The 26840-nt window shown below is 59.5% G+C and carries 26 protein-coding genes and 1 tRNA gene; 22 read left to right on the forward strand and 5 right to left on the reverse strand.

Annotation, left to right across the window (positions count from 1 at the left end):
- Nucleotides 1-112 precede the first annotated feature (112 nt).
- Together MJQ68_RS11330 and MJQ68_RS11335 are read left to right on the forward strand one after the other, a co-directional pair.
- Nucleotides 113-1165: a fatty acid desaturase gene (locus MJQ68_RS11330; protein ID WP_238751224.1), complete on the forward strand. Its 1053-nt coding sequence runs from the start codon at nt 113-115 to the stop codon at nt 1163-1165.
- A gap of 1 nt (nt 1166) precedes the next feature.
- Entirely contained in the window at nt 1167-2618 is a 1452-nt protein-coding gene (locus MJQ68_RS11335; RefSeq protein ID WP_238751225.1) for a DASH family cryptochrome, read from the forward strand.
- Here MJQ68_RS11335 and MJQ68_RS11340 read toward each other — a convergent pair.
- Complete coding sequence (locus tag MJQ68_RS11340) at nt 2615-3853, reverse strand: ABC transporter permease (protein ID WP_238751226.1); 1239 nt, start codon at nt 3851-3853, stop codon at nt 2615-2617. The genes MJQ68_RS11335 and MJQ68_RS11340 overlap by 4 nt on opposite strands.
- A gap of 24 nt (nt 3854-3877) precedes the next feature.
- Entirely contained in the window at nt 3878-4228 is a 351-nt protein-coding gene (locus MJQ68_RS11345; RefSeq protein WP_238751227.1) for a MarR family winged helix-turn-helix transcriptional regulator, read from the reverse strand.
- A gap of 373 nt (nt 4229-4601) precedes the next feature.
- On the opposite strand from MJQ68_RS11345, the gene MJQ68_RS11350 reads away from it, so the two are divergent.
- The 10 genes from MJQ68_RS11350 to MJQ68_RS11395 all read left to right on the forward strand — a co-directional run bounded on the left by MJQ68_RS11350 (nt 4602) and on the right by MJQ68_RS11395 (nt 12355).
- Nucleotides 4602-5288 carry a LolA family protein gene (locus MJQ68_RS11350; protein ID WP_238751228.1) on the forward strand — a complete coding sequence of 229 codons (687 nt, stop codon included), beginning with the start codon at nt 4602-4604 and terminating at the stop codon, nt 5286-5288.
- Nucleotides 5289-5361: 73 nt separating this feature from the next.
- Complete coding sequence (locus tag MJQ68_RS11355) at nt 5362-6741, forward strand: NAD-dependent epimerase/dehydratase family protein (protein ID WP_238751229.1); 1380 nt, start codon at nt 5362-5364, stop codon at nt 6739-6741.
- 35 nt (nt 6742-6776) lie between these two features.
- The gene (locus tag MJQ68_RS11360; RefSeq protein ID WP_238751230.1) at nt 6777-7589 is read left to right on the forward strand and encodes an aldo/keto reductase; all 813 of its coding nucleotides are present in this window, start codon (nt 6777-6779) and stop codon (nt 7587-7589) included.
- Between the two features lie 170 nt (nt 7590-7759).
- A complete protein-coding gene (locus MJQ68_RS11365) occupies nt 7760-8293 on the forward strand; it encodes a hypothetical protein (protein ID WP_238751231.1) in 534 nt (177 codons plus the stop codon).
- A gap of 168 nt (nt 8294-8461) precedes the next feature.
- Nucleotides 8462-9763 (forward strand): citrate (Si)-synthase, encoded by a 1302-nt coding sequence (locus MJQ68_RS11370; RefSeq protein WP_238751232.1) that lies wholly within the window; start codon nt 8462-8464, stop codon nt 9761-9763.
- A 17-nt stretch (nt 9764-9780) separates the two neighbouring features.
- Nucleotides 9781-10170: a glycine cleavage system protein GcvH gene (gcvH, locus tag MJQ68_RS11375; protein ID WP_238751233.1), complete on the forward strand. Its 390-nt coding sequence runs from the start codon at nt 9781-9783 to the stop codon at nt 10168-10170.
- Nucleotides 10171-10175: 5 nt separating this feature from the next.
- The gene (locus tag MJQ68_RS11380; RefSeq protein WP_238751234.1) at nt 10176-10610 is read left to right on the forward strand and encodes a VanZ family protein; all 435 of its coding nucleotides are present in this window, start codon (nt 10176-10178) and stop codon (nt 10608-10610) included.
- 26 nt (nt 10611-10636) lie between these two features.
- A complete protein-coding gene (locus tag MJQ68_RS11385) occupies nt 10637-11575 on the forward strand; it encodes an energy transducer TonB (RefSeq protein ID WP_238751235.1) in 939 nt (312 codons plus the stop codon).
- A gap of 129 nt (nt 11576-11704) precedes the next feature.
- Entirely contained in the window at nt 11705-12259 is a 555-nt protein-coding gene (locus MJQ68_RS11390) for a DJ-1/PfpI family protein (RefSeq protein WP_238751236.1), read from the forward strand.
- Between the two features lie 22 nt (nt 12260-12281).
- A tRNA-Pro gene (locus tag MJQ68_RS11395) sits at nt 12282-12355 on the forward strand.
- Nucleotides 12356-12388: 33 nt separating this feature from the next.
- On the opposite strand, the gene MJQ68_RS11400 is transcribed toward MJQ68_RS11395, so the two are convergent.
- The 3 genes from MJQ68_RS11400 to MJQ68_RS11410 are packed head-to-tail and all read right to left on the reverse strand — an operon-like array spanning nt 12389 to nt 17329.
- On the reverse strand, nt 12389-14185 hold the full coding sequence (locus MJQ68_RS11400; RefSeq protein WP_238751237.1) for an SLC13 family permease: 1797 nt from the start codon (nt 14183-14185) through the stop codon (nt 12389-12391).
- Nucleotides 14186-14206: 21 nt separating this feature from the next.
- Entirely contained in the window at nt 14207-16861 is a 2655-nt protein-coding gene (locus MJQ68_RS11405; protein WP_238751238.1) for a M1 family metallopeptidase, read from the reverse strand.
- 57 nt (nt 16862-16918) lie between these two features.
- Nucleotides 16919-17329: a hypothetical protein gene (locus MJQ68_RS11410; protein ID WP_238751239.1), complete on the reverse strand. Its 411-nt coding sequence runs from the start codon at nt 17327-17329 to the stop codon at nt 16919-16921.
- Nucleotides 17330-17370: 41 nt separating this feature from the next.
- Here MJQ68_RS11410 and MJQ68_RS11415 point away from each other — a divergent pair, with 41 nt between their 5' ends.
- The 10 genes from MJQ68_RS11415 (at nt 17371) to MJQ68_RS11460 (ending at nt 26740) form a co-directional block, all read left to right on the forward strand.
- Nucleotides 17371-18522: a sensor histidine kinase gene (locus tag MJQ68_RS11415; RefSeq protein WP_238751240.1), complete on the forward strand. Its 1152-nt coding sequence runs from the start codon at nt 17371-17373 to the stop codon at nt 18520-18522.
- Complete coding sequence (locus tag MJQ68_RS11420) at nt 18519-19217, forward strand: LytR/AlgR family response regulator transcription factor (RefSeq protein WP_238751241.1); 699 nt, start codon at nt 18519-18521, stop codon at nt 19215-19217. The genes MJQ68_RS11415 and MJQ68_RS11420 overlap by 4 nt, the downstream gene beginning before the upstream one ends.
- A gap of 1 nt (nt 19218) precedes the next feature.
- A complete protein-coding gene (locus tag MJQ68_RS11425) occupies nt 19219-19491 on the forward strand; it encodes a YciI-like protein (RefSeq protein ID WP_238751242.1) in 273 nt (90 codons plus the stop codon).
- Between the two features lie 92 nt (nt 19492-19583).
- A complete protein-coding gene (hisA, locus tag MJQ68_RS11430) occupies nt 19584-20306 on the forward strand; it encodes a 1-(5-phosphoribosyl)-5-[(5-phosphoribosylamino)methylideneamino]imidazole-4-carboxamide isomerase (protein ID WP_238751243.1) in 723 nt (240 codons plus the stop codon).
- Between the two features lie 152 nt (nt 20307-20458).
- On the forward strand, nt 20459-21664 hold the full coding sequence (locus MJQ68_RS11435) for a T9SS type A sorting domain-containing protein (protein ID WP_238751244.1): 1206 nt from the start codon (nt 20459-20461) through the stop codon (nt 21662-21664).
- A gap of 119 nt (nt 21665-21783) precedes the next feature.
- Complete coding sequence (locus MJQ68_RS11440; protein WP_238751245.1) at nt 21784-22959, forward strand: T9SS type A sorting domain-containing protein; 1176 nt, start codon at nt 21784-21786, stop codon at nt 22957-22959.
- Between the two features lie 22 nt (nt 22960-22981).
- Nucleotides 22982-24244: a 3-phosphoshikimate 1-carboxyvinyltransferase gene (locus MJQ68_RS11445; protein WP_238751246.1), complete on the forward strand. Its 1263-nt coding sequence runs from the start codon at nt 22982-22984 to the stop codon at nt 24242-24244.
- Nucleotide 24245: 1 nt separating this feature from the next.
- Nucleotides 24246-25022 carry a M48 family metallopeptidase gene (locus MJQ68_RS11450; protein WP_238751247.1) on the forward strand — a complete coding sequence of 259 codons (777 nt, stop codon included), beginning with the start codon at nt 24246-24248 and terminating at the stop codon, nt 25020-25022.
- Nucleotides 25023-25030: 8 nt separating this feature from the next.
- Complete coding sequence (locus MJQ68_RS11455) at nt 25031-25918, forward strand: OmpA/MotB family protein (RefSeq protein ID WP_238751248.1); 888 nt, start codon at nt 25031-25033, stop codon at nt 25916-25918.
- A gap of 69 nt (nt 25919-25987) precedes the next feature.
- Nucleotides 25988-26740 carry a ribonuclease H-like domain-containing protein gene (locus MJQ68_RS11460; RefSeq protein ID WP_238751249.1) on the forward strand — a complete coding sequence of 251 codons (753 nt, stop codon included), beginning with the start codon at nt 25988-25990 and terminating at the stop codon, nt 26738-26740.
- The last annotated feature ends 100 nt before the right edge of the window (nt 26741-26840 follow it).

The following is a 26840-nucleotide window of genomic DNA, read 5'->3' on the forward strand; positions in this document are numbered from 1 at the left end:
GCCCTGCGTTAGGACACATGCGCAGCAGGGAAGAATGATCTACTGAAAACTGTATATTCGGCCCCGCTCACCGCACTGATACCTAACGGATTGATCTTCTAAATTACTAAGCGTGCAAGTAAATATTCAGAATGGAGTAGATGACATCCACCAGTCGCTCAAGAACTGGAAAACGATCATTTCCCAGTACCAACAGGCCAACACCTGGCGGGCGGTAGGGCAGTTGTTCAGCAGCTTCGGCCCCTTCCTGGCGCTGTGGGTCGCCATGTACTTCAGCGTAGAATACTCCATCTGGCTCACGCTGGCACTGGGTATGGTCAACGCTTTTTTCCTGGTCCGCATCTTCATCATTCAGCATGATTGTGGACACTACTCGTTTCTGCGCAAGCGCAAGATGAATGATGTGGTAGGCTTCGTCTGTTCCTTCTTCAGCTCGATCCCCTACACCTACTGGGCGCGGGTACACAGCTTTCACCATGGCCACACCGGTCAGCTCGAACACCGCGACATCGGGGATATCGACTTCCTGACGGTCGGCGAATTCCGTGAGCTCAGCACCTGGGGACGCTTCAAGTACCGGGTATTCCGCAATCCACTCGTACTGTTCATTGTACTGCCCGTACTCTACCTCGGCATCGTACTGCGTATTCCCCGGGTCAATTTTCCCGGTTGGTCTCCGATCATCCGCAAGCAGTACTTCAACAACGTGATGATCCTGGGGGCCTACATCGCCCTTGGCTTCCTCGTGGGCTGGAAGGCCTTCCTGATCGTACAGGGAAGTATCATCTTCTTCTTCGGCATCATCGCCTTCTGGTTCTTCTACGTGCAGCACCAGCACGATCACACCTACATGCAGTGGTCGAAGAACTGGGACTACCTGACTGCGGCCATCAAGGGGGCTACCTTCTATAAGCTGCCCCGCGTGGTCCACTTCCTGACCGGTAACATCGGCTACCACCACATTCACCACCTGAGCAGCCGTATCCCCAACTACAACCTGCGGCGCTGTGCTAAGGAAAATCCGGTACTGCAGCACCACGTGACCAAGATCACCTTTCTGCAGAGCCTGCCCCTGATGTTCAACAAACTGTGGGACGAGGAGAAGCAGCGTATGATCAGCTTCAGCGAGTTCTACCGCGGAGAAGGCAGCAAGCTAGCCGCCTAATTTGGCCGGTACTACGGGTATCTACTGGGTCAGAAACGACCTGCGGCTCGATGACAACGACCCGCTCCTGACTGCCCTGGCAGATCACGAGCGGGTCGTTGTCGTTTATTACCTGGATGAGCGACACTTTCGACAGCTTGCTACTCCCGATATCCGCAAGACCGGTCCATACCGGGTAGCGTTCCTCCTGGAGGCGCTGACAGACCTGCGGCAGTCGCTCCGCAGCATCGGCGGGGACTTGACCCTCCGGTGGGGAGACGATCCGGCAGCTGCAATCGCCAAACTGGTGGCCGCGACTCAAGCCACGGATGTGTACGTACAGCGGGAGGTCACCCGGGAGGAGGTAGACGACGAGATCGCCGTAGCCGCAGCACTACCCCCGGAGTGTACGCTCCATACACTATGGGGTAAGACGCTTTACCACGCGGACGACCTGCCCTTTGATCCCCGCTCCATACCCGAACCGTTTCGCAATTTTCGCAAGCCACTGGAAAAGGAAGCGGTCGTGCGCGAGCCACTGGCAGCACCTACCACGATCAGGGGGGTAGATATACCGCCCGGAGAACTTCCTACACCGGAAGAGCTAGGCTATCCGGAAGTGACACTGGTTTACCCCGGTGGCGAATCAGCCGGGCGGGCGCGGTTGGCCTATTACCTCGACGAGAGCCATCTGATCGCCAACTACCGGCGCACCCGCAACCTAAGCCTGGGAGGGGACTACAGTTCTAAATTTTCCGCCTACCTGGCCCTGGGCTGTCTATCTCCCCGACGGGTGCACGCCGAGGTCATCCGCTACGGCAAGGACCATAAGAACTACGGGGGCAGCTCGCTGCTTTTCGAGATGCGGTGGCGCGACTTTTTCATCTATCAGGCCTGGAAGCATGGCGACGCCATCTTCCTTCCCGGAGGATTTAAACGGCGGACCCACGATTGGTCCTACGACACCGAATTGTTCCAGCGGTGGTGCAGCGGCCGTACGGGCATCCCCTTCGTGGATGCGCACATGCGGGAGCTGGATGCGACGGGCTTCATGAGCAACCGCGGCCGCGTCAATTGTGCCAGCTTTCTGACGCGTGACTACCGGATCGACTGGCGCTGGGGTGCCGCCTGGTTTGAAAACCGACTCATCGACTACGAAGTGTGCGCCAACTGGCTCAACTGGCACACGCAGGCACTAGAGATCTATTACACCAGCCCGCCCTGGCAGGGCCTCAAGTACGATAAGGACGGCAGCTACGTAAAGACCTGGCTGCCCGAACTCGATGCACTGCCCGCCCCCCTCGTGCACGCCCCCTGGAAAATGGAGGCTGAAGGAATGCTCGATGCCATAGCCTTCGATCTGGATGCAGACTACCACCGGCCCCAGACCACGAACAGTAAATGGGACTGGGCGTGGGAGCGCATCAAGAAGGGCGATTCCTCCAGCCCGCGCAGGAAGAAAAAAAAGAGTTAACCCTCCCGCACCGCCAGCTCTACGCTCTGCGCACGCCGCGCCGGCAGCACGGAGGCGATCAGGCCGATCACCAGAACGGTGATCGTCACGACCAGAAAGTCGACCGGCCGGAAGGAGAGTGGATACGCATCCAGCGTGCCCGGCAGACCGATGATGCCGTAATTGGTCTGGATCAGATACACCAGCGAGGCCAGCGCAAAGCCAGATAGCAGCCCCAGTACGCAGATCAGCAGGCCCACCCGCAGGAACACATTGCGAATGTCAGTACTCGCCATGCCCAGACTGCGCAGAATGACAATGTCCTTACGCTTTTCGAGCACGATCATCCAGAGGGCGCCGACCAGGTTGAAACTGATGACGATCATCATCAGACTTACGATGGCGTAGGCTACGTACTTCTCTACCCGCATCAGCTTGAGGATGCTATTTTCCTGCTCGAACCGGTTGCGGACCAGGAAGCCTTCCCCTATTGCCTCCTGCAACTGCCGGTAGGTCGCCTCGGTAGCAAAGCCGGGGGCGAGACGAAGCTCCAGTCCGGAGACGATGCTATCCGCCACCCCCATGATCTCCCGTGCCAGGGATAGCTTGATCAGCACCGCCTGATTTTCGAAGGCTTCCTGACTGCGTACGATGCCGACGGGGAGCACCTCGCGCACCTGATAGGGTAGGCGGCCGGAGGCCAGGATAGTCCCACCCCCCCGGGTGCGCGGTCGCGGCACGTAGATGGACAGGGCGTTGAACTGATTGTAGGGATCGATGAGCAACTCCTGGGCCAGATTCTTACCGACGATAGCCCCCAGTGCGGTGACCTGTGGGTAGTCCAGATCGTACTTACCCTCGTCGATCATCGTATCGATCCCGTTGATGTAATGGTAGTTGTGGTCTACCCCCTTGAGCGGCCCGAAGGCCTGGTGCCCGGCGTACTGAAAGCGGGCGGTTTCCTCCAGCGTTTCGGACACGACCACTACCCCCGGCACCCGCCGGATCTGCGCCAGTAGTGCATCATTGGCCGTAAAGGTCTTACCCTCTACCGCCGTGATCCGCACGTCCGGATTGAGGTTGTTGAACAGACCCACGAAGATATCCTCGAAGCCATTGAACACGCTCAGCGCAATGATGAGCGCCGCCGCCCCGATAGCTACCCCGAAGGCGGCTACGAAGGTGATGATGTTGATGGCATTGGTAGACTTGCGCGCAAAGAGGTAGCGCCAGGCCATCCGCAGAGGGAGGTTCATGTTCCCAAAGGTAGCAAGGGGGGGCTACTTCAGGCGGTCCAGTAGGTTGTTGAGGTGTTCTATGTCTTCTTCGGAAAGCCGTTTGCTGATCTGTGCGTCGAGCTGTTTACGATCCTGACTGATGGAGGCAAGTAATTCCTGACCGGCCGTAGTGATCCGGGCGCGGTTGCTGCGCCGGTCCTGATCGGAAGGGAATTTATCGATGAGCGCCTTTTTGGACAGGCGGTCTACCAGGCGGCTGGCGTCCGACATCTTGTCCGCCAGCATATCCCGGATCTCCTGAATGGATAACGACTCCGGGGAGCGTTCATTGAGGATACGCAGGATATTATACTGCTTGGGGGTGATACCGTGGGGCTGCAAATACTGCCGCAAACTATTATTTACCCAACTGCAACTATGGAGTAGATTGAACCGGAGGTCCCTAAAGGGATCGTCCGAGACTAAACTATCTGAATGTTCAAACTTGTTCATTTGGGTAAGGCTTTAAGATGTTTACTAATACAACTACTCGAATAGGCTAGGCTAAAAATTCGTGGTCAAAGATAACAAATACGCGTACACGTTCTCATATTTCAGCAATTTGTTTGGACATTTCTCTGCACAAAGAGGTAAAGATTCAACATGCAGTATTACAAAGCGTTGCGATTTTCCGCCGCCGGCTGGCTTTAACGTGGGTTTAAGTAATCGGCCGTGGTCATTCCGGTCTTCCCGGCGTTATGCTACCGTATCGCCTTAACCGATCCCTATGAAGACCTTCTTCTTTCCCCTGTTCGCCCTTTTGGTATTCACCGCACCGGCGTACGCGCAAGTCCAGCAGTACACCGCTGCTACGGACAGCGACCCCGAAGCCAAACAGCTGCTGGAAACCATCCGCCAGAAGTACGATGCCTACCGCACGCTTACCGCTGATTTTCGTCTGGAGCTCGCCTTCCCTAACCAGCCCGTGGAGACCCAGCGCGGCAGCATGAGCCGGCAGGGCGAGTTGGTGCACTTTAAGCTCGGCAATCAGGAAGGGATCATCAATGACGAGGCGGCCTACTTCATCCTGCACGCCAGTAAGGAGGTACAGATCAACGACCTGCCCGAACCGGGCGAGGCCACCGGTATGCTCACGCCGCAGACCCTGTTCAGCTTCTACGAAGGCAACCAGTACGTGCTGGCCCTGCAGGGCACCGAGCAGGTGGACGGCCGTACCCTCCAGGTCGTAGAATTAAAACCCCTGGACCGCGACGCCAGTGACTTTACCAAACTGCGCCTGCTGGTGGACGAGCGTAATAAGGACATCGTACGCGTCAAGGCATTCAGCCGCGACGGCAGCACCTACACCTTCCACCTCGATACTACGCGGGGCAACACCACCCTGGCCGCGGACACCTTCACGTTCCGCAAGGACAACTTCCCCGGCTACCACGTAGAGGACCTACGCTTCTAGGCCAACAGTCCGGGGCGGGTACGCCGGTGCGGAGGGGGTGTAACCAGTAGGCCGTTCGCTGCGTTGCACCAGTATGGATCGACCCACAGTTGTCATCGCCGGAGCCAGTGGGTTCCTGGGGCGGTGGTTCATCGAGCGCTACCACCAGCAGTACCGCATCATCGCCCTGAGCCGCAGTGCCATGGCCACGGACCCGGCGTACACCCTGGCCGAATGGCGGCAGGTGGAGCTCTACTCCATCACGAGCACCGAAGAGGGTATGGAGGGGGCGGATTACGCGCTCTACCTCGTACACTCCATGTCGCCGAATACCCGGCTCAACCAGGGTAGCTTCGAGGATACCGATCTCTTGCTGGCGGATAATTTTGCCCGTGCGGCCGCTAATCAGGGCCTCAAGCACATTCTCTTCGTGGGGGGTATCCTACCGGACGACGAGCCGATCGAGGACCTGAGCCGCCACCTGCGCAGTCGCCGGGAGGTAGAGCTTACCCTGGCCTCTACGGGCGTACCGGTGACCACCCTACGGGCCGGGATCATCGTCGGTGCGAACGGGTCCAGCTTCCAGATGATCGAGCGACTGGTGCGCAAGCTGCCCGTGCTGATCTGCCCCGCCTGGTGCCAGACGGTGACCCACCCCATCAGTCTGAACGATACGCTACGGATCATCGAGTACTGTCTGGGGCGGGAGACGACCTACGGCAGTACCATCGACATCGGGGGGTCCGAGACTACGACCTACATGAAGATGCTGGCTACCGTTGCCCGTCTGCTGGGCAAGCGGCGCATCATCCGCCCGGTGCGCTTCTTCAGCCCCGGCATGTCGACCCTGTGGGTAAGTAAGTTTACCGGTATGTCCGGCGATCTGGTGCGCCCCCTGGTGCAGAGTCTGCGCCACCGCATGGTAGCTACCAATAACGACGTACTACGGGCATTCCCGGATCGGGAGAACTTCGAGACCGCCGCCCGGCGGGCCCTGGAGAGCACGGAGCAGCTCACGCCACTGCCCCGGCGGCTGCCCGCGGGAGATGAAGAGCGCAATACGGTGCGCAGCGTACAGCGGCTACCCAACCCCGAGCAGCATACGGCTACCTACGTGGCCCGGCTGTACCAGCGCTGGCTACCGATCTTCTTTCGCGCCCTGATCGGCGTAAAGTCGCAGGGCGATAATTCGACCTTCCGCCTAGCCGGCGTGCCGCTGCTACGCCTGACCTTTATTCCCAGCCGGAGCGACGACCACCGGCAACTGTTCTACATCGTGGGTGGCCTGCTGGCCAAGCGGCGGGATAAGGGCTGGTTAGAATTTCGCAACGTGCTCGACGACCACTTCACGATCTCGGCCATCCATGATTTTGTGCCGGCCCTGCCGTGGTACGTCTACGTAGTCACCCAGGCGCAGGCACACACCTGGGTCATGAAGCGTTTTGGAGAATATCTCTCCGACCGGAACGCCTAGCAGAACCCCGGGGCGCACGGCCCGTTGTGCCAATTATGAGGACACAAAAGCTGAACAACGGATTGGAGATGCCCGTGCTGGGGCTGGGCGTATGGCAGAGCGATAACGGACAGGAAACCGTCAATGCCATTCACTGGGCCTTCGATGCCGGCTACCGCCACATCGACACTGCCCGCATCTATAAGAACGAAGAGGCCGTGGGGAAGGCGCTTGCCACCGCGACGGTGCCCCGCGACCAGGTGTGGCTGACCACCAAAATATGGAATGACGATATCCGGCAGGCCCGCACGACGGCGGCCCTGGAGGAAAGTCTGGAGCGGCTGCAGACCGACTACGTAGATCTGCTGCTCCTGCACTGGCCGGTAGACGGCAGTACCCGGGCGTGGCAGGAACTGGAGCAGGCGGTAGCTGCCGGCAAGGTGTGCAGCATCGGACTAAGCAACTTCATGGACGATCAGCTGCAGGATATTCTCAATGCCGGGAACATAGTGCCGGCCGTCAATCAGATCGAGTATCACCCCTACCTCGTGCAGGCCGAGGCGATCTCCGCCTGCGATGCGCACGATATCGCCATTACGGCCTGGAGCCCACTCATGCAGGGTACGTTTCTGGAGGAGCCACTATTCGCCGAGATCGCGGAGGACTACGGTAAGACAGCCGCCCAGGTGGTCCTGCGCTGGTGCCTGCAGAACGACATTATCGTAATTCCTAAGAGTGTACACCAAAAGCGAATCATCGAAAATGGTGACCTATTCGACTTCGAACTGACGGAGAAAGATATGCAGCGGATCGACCAGTTGGAGCGGGGCAAGCGTCTCGGCCCCGATCCACATGACTTCGATTTTTAGGAGAGGGAGCGTCTGAATGCCCGGCGGGACTATGTAGTGGTGGAAAGAGCCGGACGAACATCGCGGCCCCAGCTGACATGTTCATGACGTAACCCACACCTCCACGCAGTTTGACGAAGTCTCATTTTTCTGTTATATGGTCTGCCCTTGTCGGTGGGCTACTTTCGGCGGTGGTCATCTTTGCGGGTACACAGTTGCTGGGGTTCATCTCGGATGCCGAGGCGATCGAGAACCTCCGGGAGATCCGGCCTACGCTGCGGTTTACGGCTAGTGGGGCGATAACGGCTACTGCTACCGTACTGGCCCTCATGCTCACCTTGCTTTCCTTCAGTCAGAACGCGGATCGCAAACTGCGGGGCTACCATTACGATCGCATCTGGTGGATCGCCCGCTTTTCGGCCGGTGTATTCATCGCCGCCTTGCTGCTGCTCATGATGTTGAACGTGCCCATCAACAATGCAGAGGAGACGCTCGCCGGGGCCTATAAGACGGTCTACTTTGTCCTGCTGATCTATGCCGCGCTGATCGGCGGCTCTCTGATCACGATCATCTTGCTACTGTACCAGGCGGCGCGAGACATAATCGTTATCGCCCATCCGGACCGTACGGCCTCGGGGCTATACGCCGACGAGATGACGGACGAAGAGCATCAGACCAAACGCGAGCGCGAACGGATGCGCCCTACGGAGGAAAGCAGCTCGTAGCCGCTGACGACCGTACGTCTAAGCCAACATTTTTACGTTATTTGCCGGAGTACCGCCGACCGCCTCACCACCCACGAACCCAAGTGGTGCCTCCACGTTAGCCGTATAGCGGGCTTCGTACGTGCGGAACCGTTGATCATGACACAACATAAAACTCCCTACCCCTTAATGGAAGCCCTTAAACAGAAATTCGCCAATAAAGCCCTCCCCCTATACCAAGAACTACGCGCGGCCAGTAAGGAACACGGAGATATCAAAGTAGATGAGGTAAAATTGTCGCAAGTCCTGGGTGGCGCCCGCGGGATCAAGATGATGCTCTGGGAGACCAGCCAGCTCGATGCCAACAAGGGCATCCGCTTCCGGGGCTATTCGATACCCGAGATCAAAGAACTATTGCCCAGCGGCCCCCAGGGCGAGCCACTGCCGGAGGGACTGTTTTGGCTGATGCTGACGGATGAAATTCCCTCCGCCGATGAAGTAAAGCAACTGACGGCCGAATGGCACCGTCGTGCTGACGTACCCCAGCAGGTATTCACTACCCTAGACAGTATGCCGGCGGATACCCACCCCATGACCCAGTTCACGATCGGGGTGATGGCGATGCAGTCCGATAGCGTCTTCTCCCGGCGCTACGCCGAGGGCCTACCTAAATCAGAGTACTGGGATGCGGTGTACGAAGACAGCATGAACCTGATCGCCCGTCTGCCCCGCGTGGCTGCCTACATCTACCGGCGGGCCTTCAAGGACGGCCAGCACATCGAGCCCGATACCAGCCTCGACTACAGTGCCAACTATGCCCACATGCTGGGTAGCGACGACAAGGACTTCCGCAGCCTGATGCGTCTATACCTGACCATCCACGCGGACCACGAGGGAGGTAATGCCTCGGCCCATACCGTGAACCTGGTAAGCTCTACGCTCAGTGATCCTTACCTGGCCTTCTCCGCCGGGATGAACGCCCTGGCCGGCCCCCTGCACGGACTGGCCAATCAGGAGGTGATCAAGTGGATCTTCGAAATGATCGACAGCCTGGGGACCAAGACGCCTACCAAGGAGCAGATCGCCGACTACGTACAGCAGACACTAGACGAAGGGAAGGTCATTCCGGGTTACGGACACGCCGTGCTGCGTGAGCCCGATCCCCGCTTCACCGCCCAGCGTCGCTTTGCCGAACAGTACATTACGGATAGTGACCTGATCACTACGGTGTGGAAGATCTTCGACGTAGTGCCCCCGATCCTGCAGAGCCTCGGCAAGGTGAAGAATCCCTGGCCAAACGTCGATGCCCACTCCGGTGCACTGCTGGTCCACTACGGCTTCAGTGAGTTCAGCTACTATACGGTGCTATTCGGCGTGAGCCGGGCGTTCGGCGTACTGGCCGCGGGCATCTGGAGCCGTGCCCTGGGTATGCCCCTGGAACGGCCTAAGTCGGTGACCAGTGACTGGGTCCGCCAACAACTTCCTAACTAATCATCAAGCATTTACGCATGAACGTACCCGCTAATCTCTTCTACACCGAAGAGCATGAATGGATCCTCTTTGAGGGTACTACCGCCACCATCGGCATCACCGACTTTGCACAGGAACAGCTCGATGAGCTGGTCTACGTAGAGGTGGATACCGTTGGCGAGCAACTGAGCCGCAACGAAGTGTTCGGCACCGTAGAAGCGGTCAAAACTACCAGTGACCTGTTCATGCCCATCTCGGGTACGGTACTGGAGTTCAATAAAGAACTGGACGAAAACGAGGGGGATAACCCCACGCTGGTCAACGAAGACGCGTACGGCAAGGGGTGGATCGTGAAGGTGACGCCAGACGACCCGGACGACCGGGAGGGGCTGCTTGATGCGGAGGCCTACGCGAAACTTATTTCGTAAAAAAGATGGGGCAACCACCAAAAGCCGCTACCCGGGCATCTTTCGGTCGCGGACTCGGCGTACAACGGTTGCTGAGTCTGGCGTACGCAGTCTTTTTATCCGTAGTGAGTTTAGCTCCAGGACAGCGGATTCCTAAAATTTTTGACTGGAGTACCTTATTTTCGCCGGACAAGCTTGCACATTTTGGCGCGTACGCCATTTTTGCAGTATTATTGTCTTTCTCGATCGGCTCTCCGTCGGTGCTCAGACGTACGGCAACGGCCGTGGTCGCAGCTACGCTCTTCGGGGTGCTGATGGAGGTGCTCCAGGGAGTTATCGGCACGGGCCGAGATTTTGACCCCGTCGATATGGTAGCGAACCTGCTGGGTGCCGTACTTGGCGGCATCGCTTACCTGCTCTTAACTATTTTACTCCACCGCCTTGCTTCGGCACGGCCGTAACGATAAACGTTTTTAACTAGTTTGCCATGAACACTAACTTCTCTATCGGAGGTAGTACCCTGGCGATCATCTTCGCAGTGATTCTGCTCCTGTTCATCGGTCTCATCGTCTTGATGCGGAACGTGTACAAGACACGCACTGAAAAGGGGATTGCCGGCGAGTACGCCGAAGATGCCAAAGCCAACAACTCGTACATCGAAAACCGGGCCAAGTACGAGCGCGTCGACGTGTTCGGACTGAGCTCGACCTTCTTTAACTTCGGTCTGGCCCTGGCCGTGGGCATTTCCCTGCTCGCCTTTGCCTGGACGCAGTACTCCGCCGAGATCGTGATCCCCGAAGGAGCCCTCGAACTCGATGAGGAGATCGAAATGGAGCCACCCCGGACCGCCGAGCCACCCCCTCCCCCCCCACCACCGCCACCCCCCGTCATCGAGGAAGTACCGGAAGAGGAACTGATCGAGGAAGATCCCCCCGAATTCGAGGATACCTCCATCGACGAGAACACCGTCATGGATGAGGCCCCACCGGAAGTGAAGGAAGATAAGGCGCCGCCTCCCCCCCCACCGCCGCCGCCACCACCCCCCGCCCCCGAAGTGGAGGAGATCTTTAAGGTCGTAGAGCAGATGCCGCTCTTCCCCGGCTGTGATGATCTGGGCGCATATGCAGAGAAGAAAGCTTGTGCGGATAAGAAGATGCTGGAATTCATTTACGGCAACATCAAGTATCCCGCCATTGCCCGTGAGAACGGTGTAGAGGGTATGGCCGTAGTCTCCTTCGTAGTTGAGAAAGACGGTACCGTAACGGATGCGAAAGTCGTGCGGAACCCCGGTGCCAAGACCGGCGAGGAAGCCCTCCGCGTAGTGAATCTGATGAACAGCGAAGGACTCAAGTGGAGCCCCGGTAAGCAGGGTGGACGTAACGTTCGTGTACAGTTCAACCTGCCCGTGAAGTTCAAGCTCGAGTAGTACCGACCTTACACGGTTGAAAAAGCCGCTGCCCCATTCCGGGGGCAGCGGCTTTTCTATTGTCCCATCGATCGGGTCCCGCTGAATGGTCTTGCCGAAGTACGAAAGGTTACATTCGTACAAAAGATAATGCGGATCGCCTACCTCCTCTATGACGACCTCACGTTGCTCGACTTCGTAGGCTTCTACGATCCCATCAGCCGCCTCCGTACGCAGGGCTTCCTGCCCGATTTAGCGTGGCACCTATGCGGGCGCAGCGCTACCGTACACGATAACTTCGGGCTGCGCCTTACCGTAGATCGGATCACGCCGGACCTCTCGGGCTACGATCTAGTTTACATTCCCGGTGGGTTCGGAAGCAGGCCGCTGATGAACGATCAGCAGTTCCTGGACTGGTTGCGTACGGCGACTGCCGTGCCGTACATAGTCTCCGTCTGTACCGGTAGCCTACTGCTGGGTGCGGCCGGTCTGCTGAAGGGTAGACGAGCCACCACGCACTTCGATGCGTACGATACACTGGCCCCCTACGTAAGTGAGGTCGTGCCGGAGCGCATCGTCACCGATGGGAACGTCATCACCGGGGGAGCCGTGGCTACGGCGCTCGACCTGGGACTTCACGTATGCGAACTACTAGCCGGAAAAGATGCCGCCGGGGCGATTCGCAGTAGTATGAGTTACCACTGATCCCTTACCTTTCGTATGCCTACGGGATGTAGCGCAGCCCGGTAGCGCACGTCGTTCGGGACGACGAGGCCGCTGGTTCGAATCCAGTCATCCCGACCCATTCGCTGCACCTGCGGCCCCGCCCCCGGATCACATATCGAACAGCAGGGGGACGAGCAGCGACGTAGCCAGCCAGAACATCAGACTCAGGGGCGCGCCGATACGCGTGAAGTCCAAAAATTTGTAGCGGCCGGCACTGTACACCATGGCGTTGGTCTGATACCCCACGGGCGTCATGAAGCTGGCGGAGGCCGCGATGGCTACCGTGACCAGCAGCGGCATGGGATCTATGCCCAGTTGGGTGGCGCAGGCCAGCGCTACCGGAGCTAGCAGGGCGGCCGTAGCGTTGTTGCTCATCACTTCGGTCAGGAGGTTGGTGGCCAGGTAGAGTCCGGCGACCAGGGCAAAGGGGCCCCAGGCGGACACGGAGCCCGTCAGTAGTCCGGCGATGTCGGCATCCAGGCCGCTATTACTCATGGCGCGGCCCAGGCTCAGGGCGCCGGCGAGGAGGAAAACGATCTTCCAGTCGATGGATTCGTAGGCTTCCGCCATAGTGAGCATGCGGCTGACGACCAGTACGCAGACCCCGGCCAGGGCGGCGATACTGATGGGAAGCAGGCCGCTGGTCGCCAGTGCGATCACCACGGCGATGAGCAGGGTGACGAAGTAGAAGCGCCCGCGCTTGAAGTCGGTGATCGCGTCGCTGGACAGCAGGATGAAGGGGCTGTCCTGCTGCTGTTCGATGCGCTGTAGCTCATGCAGGTAGTGGGACTTCACCTCGGCCAGGATAACGTCGCCGGGTGTGAGGGCTAACTGGTACAACTTCTCGTGTAGCGTCTCCTCGCGTTGGCGGATGGCTAGGGGCACGGCCCGGTAGCTGCGCCGAAAGTCGACTTCCCGTAGGGTTTTGCCCACAAACTCCGAGTTTGGTGTCACGACCATTTCGACCAGGCTACTGTTGTCGCGCTGTAGTCCGGTACCCATCAGGCGTACACTGCCTGCGTTGTCTACGAGCCGTACCCAGTCCTTGAGGTTCAGGATCTTGGTGCGGTCACAGCGCACCTTGAGGGTGTCACCGGTGACCAGCCGGAAGTCACCTGGGGGGAGTACAAAGGTCTGCTCCGTTCGGCGCACTTCGATGATGTCCATGTCCAGCTCCCGCACGAAGGGGGAGTCCATGATCCGCTTACCCGCCAGATCGGGGTGGTCGAGAATGACGATCTCCGCCATATAGTCGTGTAGGGCGAATTTATCGGCCAGGTCATCGTCCCCCTCCCGGTCGGGTAGTAGCCGGCTACCGAAGTAAGTGAGGTAAAGCACCCCGATACCGAGCAGGATGAGGCCTACCGGCGCCAGGGTGAACATCGCGAAGCCGGGACTGCCGTGCGCGATGGCTATCCCGCTGACCAAAATATTAGTGGACGTGCCGATGAGGGTGCACATTCCACCCAGGATGCTGGCGAAGGAGAGGGGGATCAGTAGCTTTGATGCCTTGATCTTGGCGGTGGCCGCGATGCGGTGCACCACGGGAATGAAGACGGCCACTACCGGCGTATTATTGATAAAGGCTGAGCACAGGGCTACGACCAGTAAGAGGAAGAGCATCGCCTTACGCGGTTGCCGGCGGAAACGCCCCGCTAACAAGCCAGCTACCTGTTGTAGGGCGCCGGTCTTAAGCAGCGCCGCCGATAGCACGAACATGAAGGCCACCGTGAGCGTGGCTTCGTTGCTGAAGCCCGCCAGACCCTCCTGCGGGGAGATCACTCCACTGATCACCAGGGCTACGACCAGTAACATGGCAATGACATCGACGGTCAGCCATTCGGTGACGAACAGCACGATCGCCGCAAAGGCAATGAGCAGCGTAAGTACGGCGGGGCTTAGCATATGGAGCCCGCGAAGATAGAGCTAGAACTGCTCGTAGATACTTTTCAGGTCGGCGTTGGTTTCGGCTGCCTTGATGGCCTCCAAGCCGGTGCCCATCTCCATGATCAGTTTGTTGAGCTCGTCCGTATCCCCCAGCTCTTCGAGCCGACCGGTCAGATCCTCACGCAGGTCGCTGATGGCCTTGGTCGCCGCCAGCCGCCGCCAGGGACTCTGTGATTGGTCCAGGGCCATTTCCTGCAGCATGGCCACCCCGCTGGTCTGCTGGGCGCTTTCCCCCTTGGCGAGCAGCGCCTGGTACGCGGTGTAAAGGGAGACGGCCTCGTAGCCGTCGGCCCGTGCTAACTGCTGCTGCAGGTAGGGGAGCTTTTCGAGCGCACCCGTCTCGCTGTATAGATTGGCCAGTGCGCCGCTGATGCTGGTGTTCTCGATTGCTTCGAGTTGGTCAGCCGCCTTGCGGGCGGCTTCGGGATCAGTCGCTACCAGCGCTTCCAGGCCGGCAGCTACCACCGTATAGGGCTGCGCACCCATAGCTTCTGCAGCGATAGCGCCCAGTTGCTCGTCCTCCAACTGTGTGAGCAGGTCGATGGCCGTAGCACGCACCTCGGAGCGCTCGTCGCCGCGGGCGATCTCGCGGATCAACGAGCGTTGTTCCGCAGTAGGTGCATCCAGGCTCTGTAGCGCTACTCCGCGGATAGCGTAGAAGCTATCCTGCAGGGCCAGGGTGTATATCTTGTTGGTCAGTGCCGTATCGCTCTCCTGACTACTCAGAATGCCTACTGCTTCGTAACGGTCCAGGAACGCCGGAGCGTAACGGAACTGTGCGGCCAGCTCTTCCGGACTCTTCCGGTAGTCGTACTCCGCCAGCAACTGGTGGGCGGGATCGAAAACGACTACATCCGGAGCGGTAGCAGCGGGGAAGGTGAAGGTCTGCTCTCGCTCGTCGATCACTACCCGGTGGCGGGTCGCCGTACCATTGGTGTATACGTCGATGTCGACCGGGATGCGAAACACGGCTGGCACGTTGTTTTCCGTATCCTGGGTCTGGAGTACGGTCACGGCCACGCTGCCGTCGGTATAATCGGTACGAATGCTCAGCTGCGGGTGACCCGCGCTGAGGTACCACTGGTCGAAGAACCAGCTCAGGTCTTCCCCGGTGGTGTCCTCGAAGGCGATCCGGAGCTCGGCTACCTCTACGGCGGAGAGCTTGTTGCGTTCCAGGTAGTGCTGCAGGCTGCTGAAGAAGGCCTCATCGCCCAGGTAGTTGCGCAGCATGTGCAGCACGGCCCCGCCCTTGTTGTAGCTATGGGCGTCAAACATCTGCTCCTTGTCCTCGTAGTCGTACCAGATCAGCTCGTGCGGCGGGTTACTGCGCAGGGAGCTGAGGTAGCCCTGCCATTCCTCCAGCAGGTGGTAATCAGCGGCGTCTTTGCCGTGCTTCTCTTCCATCCACAGGTACTCGCTGTAGTTGGCGAATCCCTCGTTCAGGGTCAGGTTCGACCAGCTTTCGCAGGTCACGTAGTCACCGAACCAGTGGTGGAACATCTCGTGGGCTACGATCTTCTCATTCAGGTCTACGTCGATGAGGTCGCGGGCCGTGCCGTGCATAAATTCACCGAAGATGACGGCCGTCGTGTTCTCCATCGCACCGCTCACGTAGTCGCGCACGGCTACCTGGCTATACTTGGGCCAGGGGTACTGCACGCCCGTCAGCTCGCTGAAGAAGGTGAGCATCTCACGGGTGTAGGGGTAGATCGCTTTGGCGTGCTCGGCGTACTCTTCCTCTACGTAGTAGTTGACGGGGATCCCGTTCCAGTCCTCATCTTCCACTACCTCGAACTCCCCTACGACCAGGGCGAACAGGTAGGGGGCATGGGGGATGTCCATCTTCCAGTAGTCAGTGCGCATACTGTCTTCCACCTGGGTGGAGCTCATTAGCGTACCGTTGGAAAGGGTCTTGTAGCGGTCGTGCACCGTCACGTAGATCTCCTCCGTACACCGCTCATTAGGCTTGTCTACGGTGGGGAACCAGCGGCTGTTGTTCTCCGTTTCGCCCTGCGTCCAGATCTGGCGGGGCTTATCACCGTCTTCGCCACGGGGGTTGATGAAGAATAGTCCCTTGTCACTGGTGATGGCCTCGCCGGCGGTGCCTCCTTCGGCGGGGGTGGCCGTATAGTCGAACACTACGGTGAAGTCTTCCCCCCGCGCGTACATGCCGTCGAGCTGCACGGTTACTTGCTGTTGCTCGTCGTCGTAGCTGTACTGTAGCTCCTTGCCGGCCGGATTGGTGACGGACTTGAAGTCCAGCCCCTTGGCGTCCAGCACCACGCTATTCACGGGGCTGAAGACGGGGCGCAGCCGCAGGGTGGCCCTGCCGATCACCATCTCCTGTACCCAATCGAAGCGCAGTTCCAGTTTGGTGTGGAGCAGGTCGCTGATCCGATTAAAGGCCAGGGCCTTGGGCTTGCGTGGGGCAGGCGCCGGATCTGGTGCATCGACAACTTCCTCTTCATCGATCACCCCGTTGGTGGCGGGGGTGACCGTCATCGTGTCCAGGTCGCGGGTTTCCGTTTCGGTCGTCGCGGGGGTGGGTGCGGGCGGGGCTACCGCGGGCTTGGTCGTGTTACAGCTTATGGTGAGCAGGACCGCCAGCAGGCCAAGCAAAGAAAATCTACGCATCAACAACTTGATTTAAGCAAGTAGGACGCGCGCGGCCGGTAATTGTTTGCCGCTGACTTAGCCGCGACGGTTGGGACGGCGACCTTTACCGTCGCGCGCCCCCCGCCGCTCCTTGCGTTGGGCTTCCAGTGCCTCGAGCTTCGCCTGCTGCTCCTCGTTAAGCACGGCCTGCATGGCTTCACGTCGTTCGGTATCGGCCCGGGTAATGGATTCGCGCATGGCCTCGCGGGCGGTTTCGCCCTGCGCGCGGGCTGCCTCGGCCTGCTTGGCAAAGGTCTGGTTGATCTGAGCGACCTGTGCGGACTGCTCGGGAGTCAGCTCCAACACTTTGGTGAGGAGCTCGGTCTGTCGTTCGGCCCGTTCGGTGGGCGTGGGGCGGTCGTCGTCCGTACCGCTGCCGCGCTGGGCGGACAGGCTACCGGCAGCCAGAAGAAGGAGGGCGGAAAAAAGGATGGATTGCGTTTTCATCGGAAGATTGGTTTACTACATCCACGGAATACCCGTGGGTGATGCTACAAAAGTGCCGGCACGGGGTGCAGGGAGCAACACTTATCAACGAACGGCCCGATTGTCTCAACGTACAGTTCGGCCGGTCCTTTTATCCCCGGGGCACGGGCCGCATCTTTGCCGCTATGCAGCCGCACCGACTCACGCCCCTTGCCGTACAGCTTGCCGCCTGGGTGGGATTATGGGTCGTGGTGTTCCTGATCCTGGGAGACGGTGCCTACGCCTGGGGGCGGTGGCTACGGCGCAGCTTTCCCTTGCTGGTGGGTATTGCCGCCGTCGTGACGATCAATCACCTCCTTTTACTTCCCAGCCTGTACTTCCGGGGGCACCGGCTGTGGTTCGTACTGGGCGGCGGCGCGCTGGTGCTGGGGATTAGCCTATTACTACAGTATGGACTGATGCCAGACCGCGCCTTTCCGCTCGATTTCGGGCGGGGCGACCGGCCGCGGGCTCGGGGGCTGGCTACGCTGCGTTTCCTGTTGCCACTAGCTACCTCCTTTCTGGGGTCTTCGCTGATCGAGGTGACGCGCTATGCGTTCTACCAGGAGAAGCGGGCCATACAGGCGCAGCGTGAGCAGGTGACTACGGAACTGAAGTTTTTGAAGTCGCAGGTCAATCCGCACTTCCTGTTCAATACGCTCAATAACATCTACACCCTTACCCTGCTGAAGGACGAGCAGGCCCCCGGCAGTCTGCTACAGCTATCCGGTATGCTGCGTTATATGCTCTACGAAGCCGAGGCCGCTACCGTACCCCTGCGCCGGGAGATCGCCTACATCCGTGATTTTGTCCAGTTGCAGGCCCTCAAGGACAGTCGCGGGCAGAATGTGCGCGTAGATCTGGACGAAAGCCGTCCCGATCTCCCGATTGCCCCATTGCTCCTCATTCCCTTCGTGGAAAACGCCTTCAAACACAGCCACCTCGAAGGCCCCCTGGGATTCATCGACGTGCAACTGCGCACCACGGCGCGGGAGATCGTCCTGCTGGTAAATAATAGTCTACCGACCGGCCCCGTGACCGCCGACCGGCAGGGGGGTATCGGGCTGGATAACGTCCGCAAGCGTCTCGCGTTGCTCTACCCCGAGCGCCATACCCTTGCTATCGAGCGAACGGCTACCACCCATACCGTCACCCTGAAACTGCAGTTGCCGTGAGCCTGCGCTGTCTGATCGTAGACGATGAGCAGCTGGCCCGCCGCCTGCTGCGCAGCTACTGCGCGCGTCTGCCGCAGCTAGAGGTGGTGGGCGAAGCTAGCAGCGCCATCGAAGCCCTACCACTGCTGCGTACCGGGGGGGTAGATGTGCTGTTCCTGGATATCCAGATGCCGGAGATGAGCGGACTGGACCTACTGCGCAGCCTGCGGCAACCGCCCGCCGTAGTCCTGACCACTGCCTACAGCGTGCACGCCCTGGAAGCTTATGACCTGGATGTAGTGGATTATCTGCTCAAGCCCTTTGGCTTCGACCGCTTCGTGCGGGCGGTGGGGCGGGCCGAGGAGCAGCGCCCGTCCGCCCATGTGCTCAGCACCCGCGACCCCGCCCCGGCGTACCAATTGGTGAAGGCGGACTACAAGATCCACCGGATCGCCCACACCGATATCCGGTACATCGAGAGTATGCGCGAGTACGTGGCCTACCATACCCTGGACGGGAAGCGGACCCTCACCCTCGGCTCGCTCAAACAACTGGAGGCGGACCTGCCGGATACCTTCCTGCGGGTGCACAAATCGTACATCGTGGCCCGGGATAAGGTCACCGCCCTGGAGGGCAATCAGCTAAGGCTGGGCGATACCCTGCTGCCTATTGGTGGCAGCTACCGGGAACACGTGCGGCAGGAACTGTTCAGCTAGTATGCAGCACTATATCCTCTTCTACGAAACGGTGGATGGCTACGTGGAGAAACGTCAGCCCTACCGCGATATTCACCTTCAGCTGGCCCGCAAGGCCGTCGAGTCCGGGGCGCTCGTCATGGCCGGCGCGTACGAACCTGCGGACGGGGCCGCGCTCATCTTCCGGGGGGAGGACGAGGAGGTGGCTGCGGATTTTGCCCGTCGGGATCCCTACGTGCAGAACGGACTGGTCAGTCGGTGGTGGGTGCGCAAGTGGATGGTGGTGGTGGATTAGACCCCTTCGGGGGTAGGTCGCTTTGCGGGTGGGTGGCGTTCTTTGCGGCGGTGGGTGCGTCCTTTTTTGTAACCGTAGTAGTTTTTTGACCTATGCATATTATTCCAGCTATTGACCTTATTGACGGGAAGTGCGTGCGCCTGACGCAGGGCGATTATACCCGTAAGACGGTATATAACGAAGACCCCCTGGCCGTGGCCCGGGAGTTTGAGGAGGCGGGGATCGAGCGACTGCACGTGGTGGATCTGGATGGTGCGCGCGGGGGCGGGATCGTGAACCATAAGGTACTGGAGCGTATCGCTGGGGGTACGAAGCTAAAGATCGACTGGGGCGGGGGGATGAAGCGCGACGAAGACCTGCGGGTGGCCTTCGAGGCCGGTGCCCACCAGGTGACGGGCGGGACCATCGCGGTGAAGCAACCGGAGGTATTTCTGGGCTGGCTGGAACGCTACGGGGCGGAGCGCATCATTCTGGGCACGGACGTGCGGGGCGATAAGATCGCGGTGAATGGCTGGGAGGAGGCCAGTGACCGCGAGCTCTTTGAGTTTCTGGCGGAGTACGTGGAGCGGGGCGTGCGCTATACGATCTGTACTGACGTGAGCAAGGACGGTCTGCTGCAGGGTACGGCACGCGAACTGTATGCCCGTATCCGCCGGGAGCAGCCGGAGGTGAAGCTTATCGCCAGTGGGGGGGTGACTACGCTGGACGACCTGCGGGCGCTGGCTGATCTCGATTGTTACGGCGTCATCGTGGGAAAGGCGATCTACGAGGGGCGGATCACGCTGGAGGAGCTCCGTGCATTCAGCGATTCATAATCTAGGTGCAGCAGATACTTTATAGCCTAGCTTGGTAGTTGGTAGTGGACTGCATCGATGCAGACATTATTTTACGATACCACTTTTTGTTTGCCTACTGAATTGCTTTATGCAGTGTAGTAGTTAGCGGCAGGCCGGCTGAATCAGTATATATGACGCGTTTGCACCTAGCCTTTTGGCTATTTTCCAGTTCCTTATTCCTTCATGCGCAGAACACGGTCTTCCTATTCGATTGGGAGGGTAGCGACCCGAAGGTGGCCGCCATCGGGCCGAACGCGACCAGTATCGGTAATCTTATCGTAACCAAGACGCGGCTGGACAACCGGACCAAGGGCCTGGCCCCGCCGGCGGGCACCACTACGGAAACGAAACAGGATATCAATATGGTCCTGGCGAATAACCCCATCTTTAACCGGGACGGAATCGACCTGTCGTTCGACTACCAGCGCGACGAAAGCACGGCTACCCTCATCTCTCGAAACAACTTCCAGATGGGGGCCAACGGAATGAACGCGCGCTACCGGGTCAGGGAAGCGAGTGGAGGCTGCTCGGCCCAGATCGTTATTCCTGGCGAGGCAATAGTGGATGACGATATCTACCGCACCTACCGCTTTCGCTACGACCCGAACACGGGAGAAGCTGTACTATCGAAGACGGAGATCAACGGGCCCACGACCGTGATTGGAACCAACGCGACTAAAACGCCGGGGCAGGCCCTGTGCTGGGATGGCGATACCGATATCACCATCGGTATCGCTACCGATGGTAGCGGGAAGGGTAACGCCATCATGGATAACCTGCGGATGGAGGAGGTCGGCTTCGCCGGCCTGCCGGTAGAGCTCACCGTATTTGAGGCGCGCGCGCTGGCTGATCGGGTGGAACTATCCTGGCGCACCGATTCCGAGGTTGACAACGACTATTTCGCGATCGAGCGCAGCTGCCCGGGTGAGGAATGGATGGAAGTAGTGCGCCAGGTCGGCTACGGCAATACCAACGAGACGTACGACTACGTGGCTACGGATGAGTCTCCCCGCCCGGACATGAATTACTACCGGCTCAAGCAAGTGGACTACGATGGAAACTACGGCTATTCTACGATCAAATCCGTCCGCTACGACGGGCAGGAGGATAGCAGTCGCCCCCCCTTTCCTAACCCGACCTACGGTACGGTGAGTATGCCCGGTATGGACCGCTCCACAACTATCCACGTCATCAATGCGCAGGGACAAGCAGTCAAGGTATTGCCCCCCCGGACAGCGCGAACCGCTTCCCGCACCACTATCGACCTGAGTGGTCTACCCACTGGGGTATACCACATCCATAATGGAACAACTATGCAGCGCGTGATCAAGCAGTAGTCACCAACGGGGCGGGGCCGCAGGTGCAATATTTAAGCTGCAATGTCGGTTATAACACTGATTGCTTAAATATCAGACACTACGTCCTAATTCATCGCTTTTGCGAGAATCCCAACTGTATGCTTCGACTGGTTTTGCTATGTGTCCTGCTGACACCCCTTCGGCTTGCTTACGCACAGACCACGGTCTTCCTGTTCGAGTGGGAAGGAACGGACCCACTTGTAGCGACCATCGGACCGAATGCCTCCTCGGTAGGTAATAAGACGTCCACCAAACTTCGCGAGGACGGTAACACTAAAGGGATCGCTCCGCCGACGATCGGTAATGGGAACAAGGACATTACCCTGATACTCAATGATAATGTGATCTTCAACGTACCCGGTATCGACTTATCGTTCGACTACCAGCAGGACGATGCCACGAACACCCTGGTGCAACGGGGCAGCTTCCGCATGGGCGTCAACGGAATGAACATCACCTATCGCGTCGAGAACGGCACGGGGGGAGGCACTACCGTATCGTCGCCCAACTTCCCGATACCGAACGATGATGTCTACCGTACGTACCGCTTCCGCTATGAACCCGGTGTGGGTAATGCCGTCCTCTCCGTAGACGGCGCGCAACTCTGGACCAACCCGATCAAGACCCCCGGGAGGAGTCTGTACTGGGTAGGGGATGGGAACATCGTAGTCGGCACCCTGCTCGACGGAAACAGTTTGGGTAAGGCCCTACTAGATAACCTGCGGATGGAGGAAGTGGTCGCTTCCGCCAGTCTACCCATAGAGCTCGTGTGGTTCGATGCCGAAGTAGCCGAGAACCAGGTACACTTTAGCTGGCGTACCGCACGGGAGACCGATAACGCCTACTTCGTTATCGAACGCTCCGCTTCTGGCAGTGGGTGGCAAGAAATAGGCACCACGCCCGGCAGCGGTACCTCGGTTGCCGGCCGGACCTACACTTACAAAGATACCGGCCCTATGACCGGCACCAATTACTACCGGCTCAAACAGGTCGATTACGACGGGACATACCAGTACTCCGCCGTCAGATCCGTCGTCGTAGCGAAGGAAGAGTATAGCGAATTACTCTACCCAAATCCTACCCGCGGCAAGTTCACCGTACGCAATACTTCGGGGAGTAGCAGGCCGCAACTCTTTGATGCGCGGGGCAGAAAGGTAAGTACGGTGAACGCCTCTACTACGGACGGCTTCCTGCATATGAATATTTCGGAGTTGCCCGATGGCGTGTACTACTTACGCAGCGGCAGCACCGTACAGCGGCTGCGTAAGCACTAGGGGCGCACTACCTTTGCCAGCAATGACGTCCCCCCTCGAGATCTCCTATCCGGGCGGCCCGCTCACCGGCCACCTTCGCCTTACCGGCTCCAAATCCATTGCCAACCGGGCCCTGCTCATCCGGGCACTCACACCGGACGGTTTTACCATCCACGGGCTGGCGGCGGCGGACGATACCGTCCGAATGCAGCAGTTGCTGGAATCAGACGACGAAGTACTCGACTGTGGCCCCGCCGGCACTACTTACCGCTTCCTTACCGGCTACCTCTGCCGCCGCCAGGGTACCCAACTGCTTACGGGCAGCGCGCGGATGAAGGAGCGCCCCATCGGTATCCTGGTCGATGCGCTACGCAGCCTGGGGGCTGATATTACTTACGCGGAAAACGAAGGCTACCCGCCGCTGCACATCGGATACAGTGCCCTGGACAAGAGCGACCGGGTGAGTATCGCGGCCGATACCAGCAGCCAGTACATTTCCAGCCTGCTGATGCTGGCCCCGACGCTACCGAACGGCCTGAAGCTCACGCTGGAGGGGGAGATTGTAAGTATGCCCTACATCAAGATGACGCTGTCTTTGATGGGCTACTTTGGCATCAAGCACCACTGGGAGGGGCAGACCGTGATCGTAGCCCCGCAGTACTACCAAGCCCGCGACTTCACCGTAGAGGCGGACTGGTCGGCGGCCAGCTACTACTACAGCCTGGCCGCCCTGAGCGAGTCGGCCGAGCTGCACATCGATGGCTTGTTCCAGGATAGCCTGCAGGGTGATGCGGTGGTGAAGGAGCTCTACGAAGAATTCGGGGTCACTACCACCTTTACCGATACGGGTGTCCAGCTGATCAAGCCGGCCGGCACCGTAGCCCCCGTGCTGTTCGAGCACAACTTCGTGGACTGTCCGGACATCGCCCAGACGCTCATGGTCACCTGTGCCGGACTGGGTGTGCAGGGGCTGTACTCCGGCCTGCAGACGCTATTCATCAAAGAGACCGACCGGGTGAAGGCCATGAAAGCAGAATTGGGTAAGGTGGGCGTCTCGCTCTACAAGATCCCGCAGCGGATGGCCGGCAAGACCGGCATCCTGTACTTTGCCCAGGAAGGGCGGGCAGACTACGCCGCCGGCACCCCCACCTTCGCTACCTACCACGATCACCGCATGGCTATGGCACTGGCACCGCTGGCCGTACAGCACGCTGTCCGACTGGAGGATCCGGAGGTGGTCAAGAAAAGCTATCCGGACTTCTACCGCGACCTGCAACAGTTAGGGATCGGCCCAAAAACCGTCTGACGTGGCCCGTACCCGCAAGGTGCACGAAAGCCGTACGACGGTCGATCTCGACGGACTGCGCGTACCGGTGCGCATCATCACCGAGCGGGGGCGGCGGGCTACGATCGCGGCGGTGCGGCAGCGGGCCCTCTATATCCGTCTGCCCCACGGGCTCGCCGCCGCCGCCCGGGAGCAGCGCATTCACGAGATGCTGGCCTGGGCCCTGCGCACCGCCCGCGAAAAACCGGAGGCCTTCGCCCACTTCACCGGCTTGCCGCGGGCGGCGCGCTACGTATTCGGCTTCGGTGAGCAGGAGTATGAGATAGGGGTAGGGGAGCATGCACTGGCGCACCACAAGATCGTGGCGACCGCAGCGCACCGCCTCCAGATTTTGCTCTGCACCCGCGGTGCCCGCCCCGCGATGAACCGGGTGATCCCGAAGTTGCTGGCCAAGCACTTTGCGGCACAGGAGCTGGCCCGGGTGGCCCGCCGGGTGCACGAACTCAACGCCGCCCACTTCCAGCGACCGATCCGTGGGGTCAAACTCAGCGATACGTATAGCCGCTGGGGCTCCTGCTCGCACCGGGGGAATATCAACCTGGCTACCCGCCTGCTGCTGGCGCCCGATGCCGTACTGGACGCGGTGATCGTGCATGAGCTGGCGCACCTGGTCCACGCCGATCATTCCCCCCGCTTCTGGGCCGAGGTAGCCCGCGCCCTGCCCGATTATAAAAAGTACGACGCCTGGTTGAAAGAACACGGGGGTGGGCTGCGTTTCATCCCTACTCCCGTGGACTAAACCAGCGTATGCGTCACTTTACCCTCCTGCTCTTTGCTTTTTTCGGCCTCGTGCTCAGCTCCTGTATCTCACCCAAGAAGGCCGCCGAGCGCTACCAGCCGCAGATCGATAGCCTATCCACCGTAGCGCGGGTGCAGGCCGACACCATCCAGCGCCTCACCCTGGCCCTGGAGCGGAGCCGGGGCGGCAACGATATGCTGCTCGTGACCCAGGACCGCCTACAGGACCGGCTGGCTGCCCAGGACGACCGCATCGAGGAGCTGGAGAGTAACCTGAGTAGCACCAGCGACCAGATGAGTCAGCGGGTCACCGACCTGCGCTCCGCGCTGGTGGCCAATGACCGGATGGTGGATAGCCTGATCCGCCTGCAGTCGGCGGCCATCAATGAGTTCTCCATCGGTATCCAACTGGCGGCCGAACTACTGAGCGACTCCCTGCAGGGGCGGCTGGACAGCAGCAGCTACGAGATCACGGAACTACCCGGCGAGCTGGTACTGAGCGTGCAGGAGGGTGTGCTGTTTCGTCCCCGCTCCGTAGGCTACCTGGCGCGGGGCAACGAGGTGGTGCTGAAGGTGGTCACGCAACTACTACAGCAAAACCCCCTGCTCAAACTGCGGATCGTAGGCCATACCGACAACCAGCCCAATACCCTCAAGGGCACGGACAACTGGGAATACGGTGCGCTGCGGGCCAGCACCATCGCTAAGGAACTAGCCGAAACATACTATGTGAGTCCCAACCGACTGGTGGCCGCCAGCCAGGGCGAATACGGGCCGAGTCGCTCCAACGCCACGCCCGAAGGCCGCATGCGCAACCGACGCATCGACTTCGTATTTACGAACAACGTCGGAAATCTGCTGCGCCAACTGGACCGGGTAGCCCGGGCCGGAAAGTAACTTTTTTGGTCAAACTAGCTTGGTGTTACGCTAATTAGCGTATATCTTGCGCGCTTACCCAAACGCAGTATGGTAGAGCAGATCGACATCACCCGGATTCTTTTTTTGGACATCGAAACCGTGAGTGGAGTAGCTACCTACGAGCAGCTCGATGAGCAGTTTCGCCAGCTCTGGGCCTACAAAGCGCCCGGTGCCCTGAAGCGCTACGGGGAGGAACTGACCGAAGAAGAACTGGCCGCCTCCTACACGGACAAGGCCGCCATTTTCGCCGAGTTCGGCAAGATCGTCTGCATCAGCGTCGGGGCGGTGTACCGCGACAAGGACAAGCAGCTCAAGATCCGCCTCAAGTCATTCGCCAACCGCGACGAGAGCAAACTACTGGAAGACTTCAACGAGATGCTCGACCAGTACTACGGCGACCCGGCCAAGTTCTACCTCTGCGGCCACAACATCAAGGAGTTCGACGTGCCCTACATGTGTCGCCGCATCATAGCCCAGCAGCAAAAGCTACCCGCCCTGCTCGACATCAGCGGCAAGAAACCCTGGGAGACCAAGCACCTGGTGGACACGATGGATCTCTGGAAGTTCGGCGACCGCAAGGCCTACGTATCCCTCAAGCTACTGGCCGCCGTACTCGGCTTTCCCAGCCCCAAGGACGATATCGACGGCAGTGATGTAGGCCGGGTATTCTGGGAGGAGGACGACGTGGAGCGCATCGCCGTATACTGCGAGAAGGATGTGCTGGCTACCGCGCAGTTATTTCTCCGCTATCAGCGCAAACCGCTCTTCGCCGAAGACCAGGTGCACTACGTAGCGCGTTAATGGGCCTAATGTCGGCACGAAAGCCCGGCGGTCTGTATTTAGACTTAGCTTTGGGCGTATATCCCTAGTCGACACTGGTTTCCGGTCCGTTAATGCCCCT

Source organism: Neolewinella maritima (assembly GCF_923081025.1).
GTDB lineage: Bacteria > Bacteroidota > Bacteroidia > Chitinophagales > Saprospiraceae > Neolewinella > Neolewinella maritima.

What these genes read in the sequence shown, in the direction of transcription:
- MJQ68_RS11340 (WP_238751226.1), bottom strand. Translation starts at nt 3,853, where the DNA reads ATGAACCTCCCTCTGCGGATGGCCTGGCGCTACCTCTTTGCGCGCAAG.
- MJQ68_RS11350 (WP_238751228.1), top strand. Translation starts at nt 4,602, where the DNA reads ATGAAGACCTTCTTCTTTCCCCTGTTCGCCCTTTTGGTATTCACCGCA.
- MJQ68_RS11355 (WP_238751229.1), top strand. Translation starts at nt 5,362, where the DNA reads ATGGATCGACCCACAGTTGTCATCGCCGGAGCCAGTGGGTTCCTGGGG.
- MJQ68_RS11360 (WP_238751230.1), top strand. Translation starts at nt 6,777, where the DNA reads ATGAGGACACAAAAGCTGAACAACGGATTGGAGATGCCCGTGCTGGGG.
- MJQ68_RS11370 (WP_238751232.1), top strand. Translation starts at nt 8,462, where the DNA reads ATGGAAGCCCTTAAACAGAAATTCGCCAATAAAGCCCTCCCCCTATAC.
- gcvH (WP_238751233.1), top strand. Translation starts at nt 9,781, where the DNA reads ATGAACGTACCCGCTAATCTCTTCTACACCGAAGAGCATGAATGGATC.
- MJQ68_RS11380 (WP_238751234.1), top strand. Translation starts at nt 10,176, where the DNA reads ATGGGGCAACCACCAAAAGCCGCTACCCGGGCATCTTTCGGTCGCGGA.
- MJQ68_RS11385 (WP_238751235.1), top strand. Translation starts at nt 10,637, where the DNA reads ATGAACACTAACTTCTCTATCGGAGGTAGTACCCTGGCGATCATCTTC.
- MJQ68_RS11390 (WP_238751236.1), top strand. Translation starts at nt 11,705, where the DNA reads ATGCGGATCGCCTACCTCCTCTATGACGACCTCACGTTGCTCGACTTC.
- MJQ68_RS11400 (WP_238751237.1), bottom strand. Translation starts at nt 14,185, where the DNA reads ATGCTAAGCCCCGCCGTACTTACGCTGCTCATTGCCTTTGCGGCGATC.
- MJQ68_RS11405 (WP_238751238.1), bottom strand. Translation starts at nt 16,861, where the DNA reads ATGCGTAGATTTTCTTTGCTTGGCCTGCTGGCGGTCCTGCTCACCATA.
- MJQ68_RS11410 (WP_238751239.1), bottom strand. Translation starts at nt 17,329, where the DNA reads ATGAAAACGCAATCCATCCTTTTTTCCGCCCTCCTTCTTCTGGCTGCC.
- MJQ68_RS11415 (WP_238751240.1), top strand. Translation starts at nt 17,371, where the DNA reads ATGCTACAAAAGTGCCGGCACGGGGTGCAGGGAGCAACACTTATCAAC.
- MJQ68_RS11425 (WP_238751242.1), top strand. Translation starts at nt 19,219, where the DNA reads ATGCAGCACTATATCCTCTTCTACGAAACGGTGGATGGCTACGTGGAG.
- hisA (WP_238751243.1), top strand. Translation starts at nt 19,584, where the DNA reads ATGCATATTATTCCAGCTATTGACCTTATTGACGGGAAGTGCGTGCGC.
- MJQ68_RS11435 (WP_238751244.1), top strand. Translation starts at nt 20,459, where the DNA reads ATGACGCGTTTGCACCTAGCCTTTTGGCTATTTTCCAGTTCCTTATTC.
- MJQ68_RS11440 (WP_238751245.1), top strand. Translation starts at nt 21,784, where the DNA reads ATGCTTCGACTGGTTTTGCTATGTGTCCTGCTGACACCCCTTCGGCTT.
- MJQ68_RS11445 (WP_238751246.1), top strand. Translation starts at nt 22,982, where the DNA reads ATGACGTCCCCCCTCGAGATCTCCTATCCGGGCGGCCCGCTCACCGGC.
- MJQ68_RS11455 (WP_238751248.1), top strand. Translation starts at nt 25,031, where the DNA reads ATGCGTCACTTTACCCTCCTGCTCTTTGCTTTTTTCGGCCTCGTGCTC.
- MJQ68_RS11460 (WP_238751249.1), top strand. Translation starts at nt 25,988, where the DNA reads ATGGTAGAGCAGATCGACATCACCCGGATTCTTTTTTTGGACATCGAA.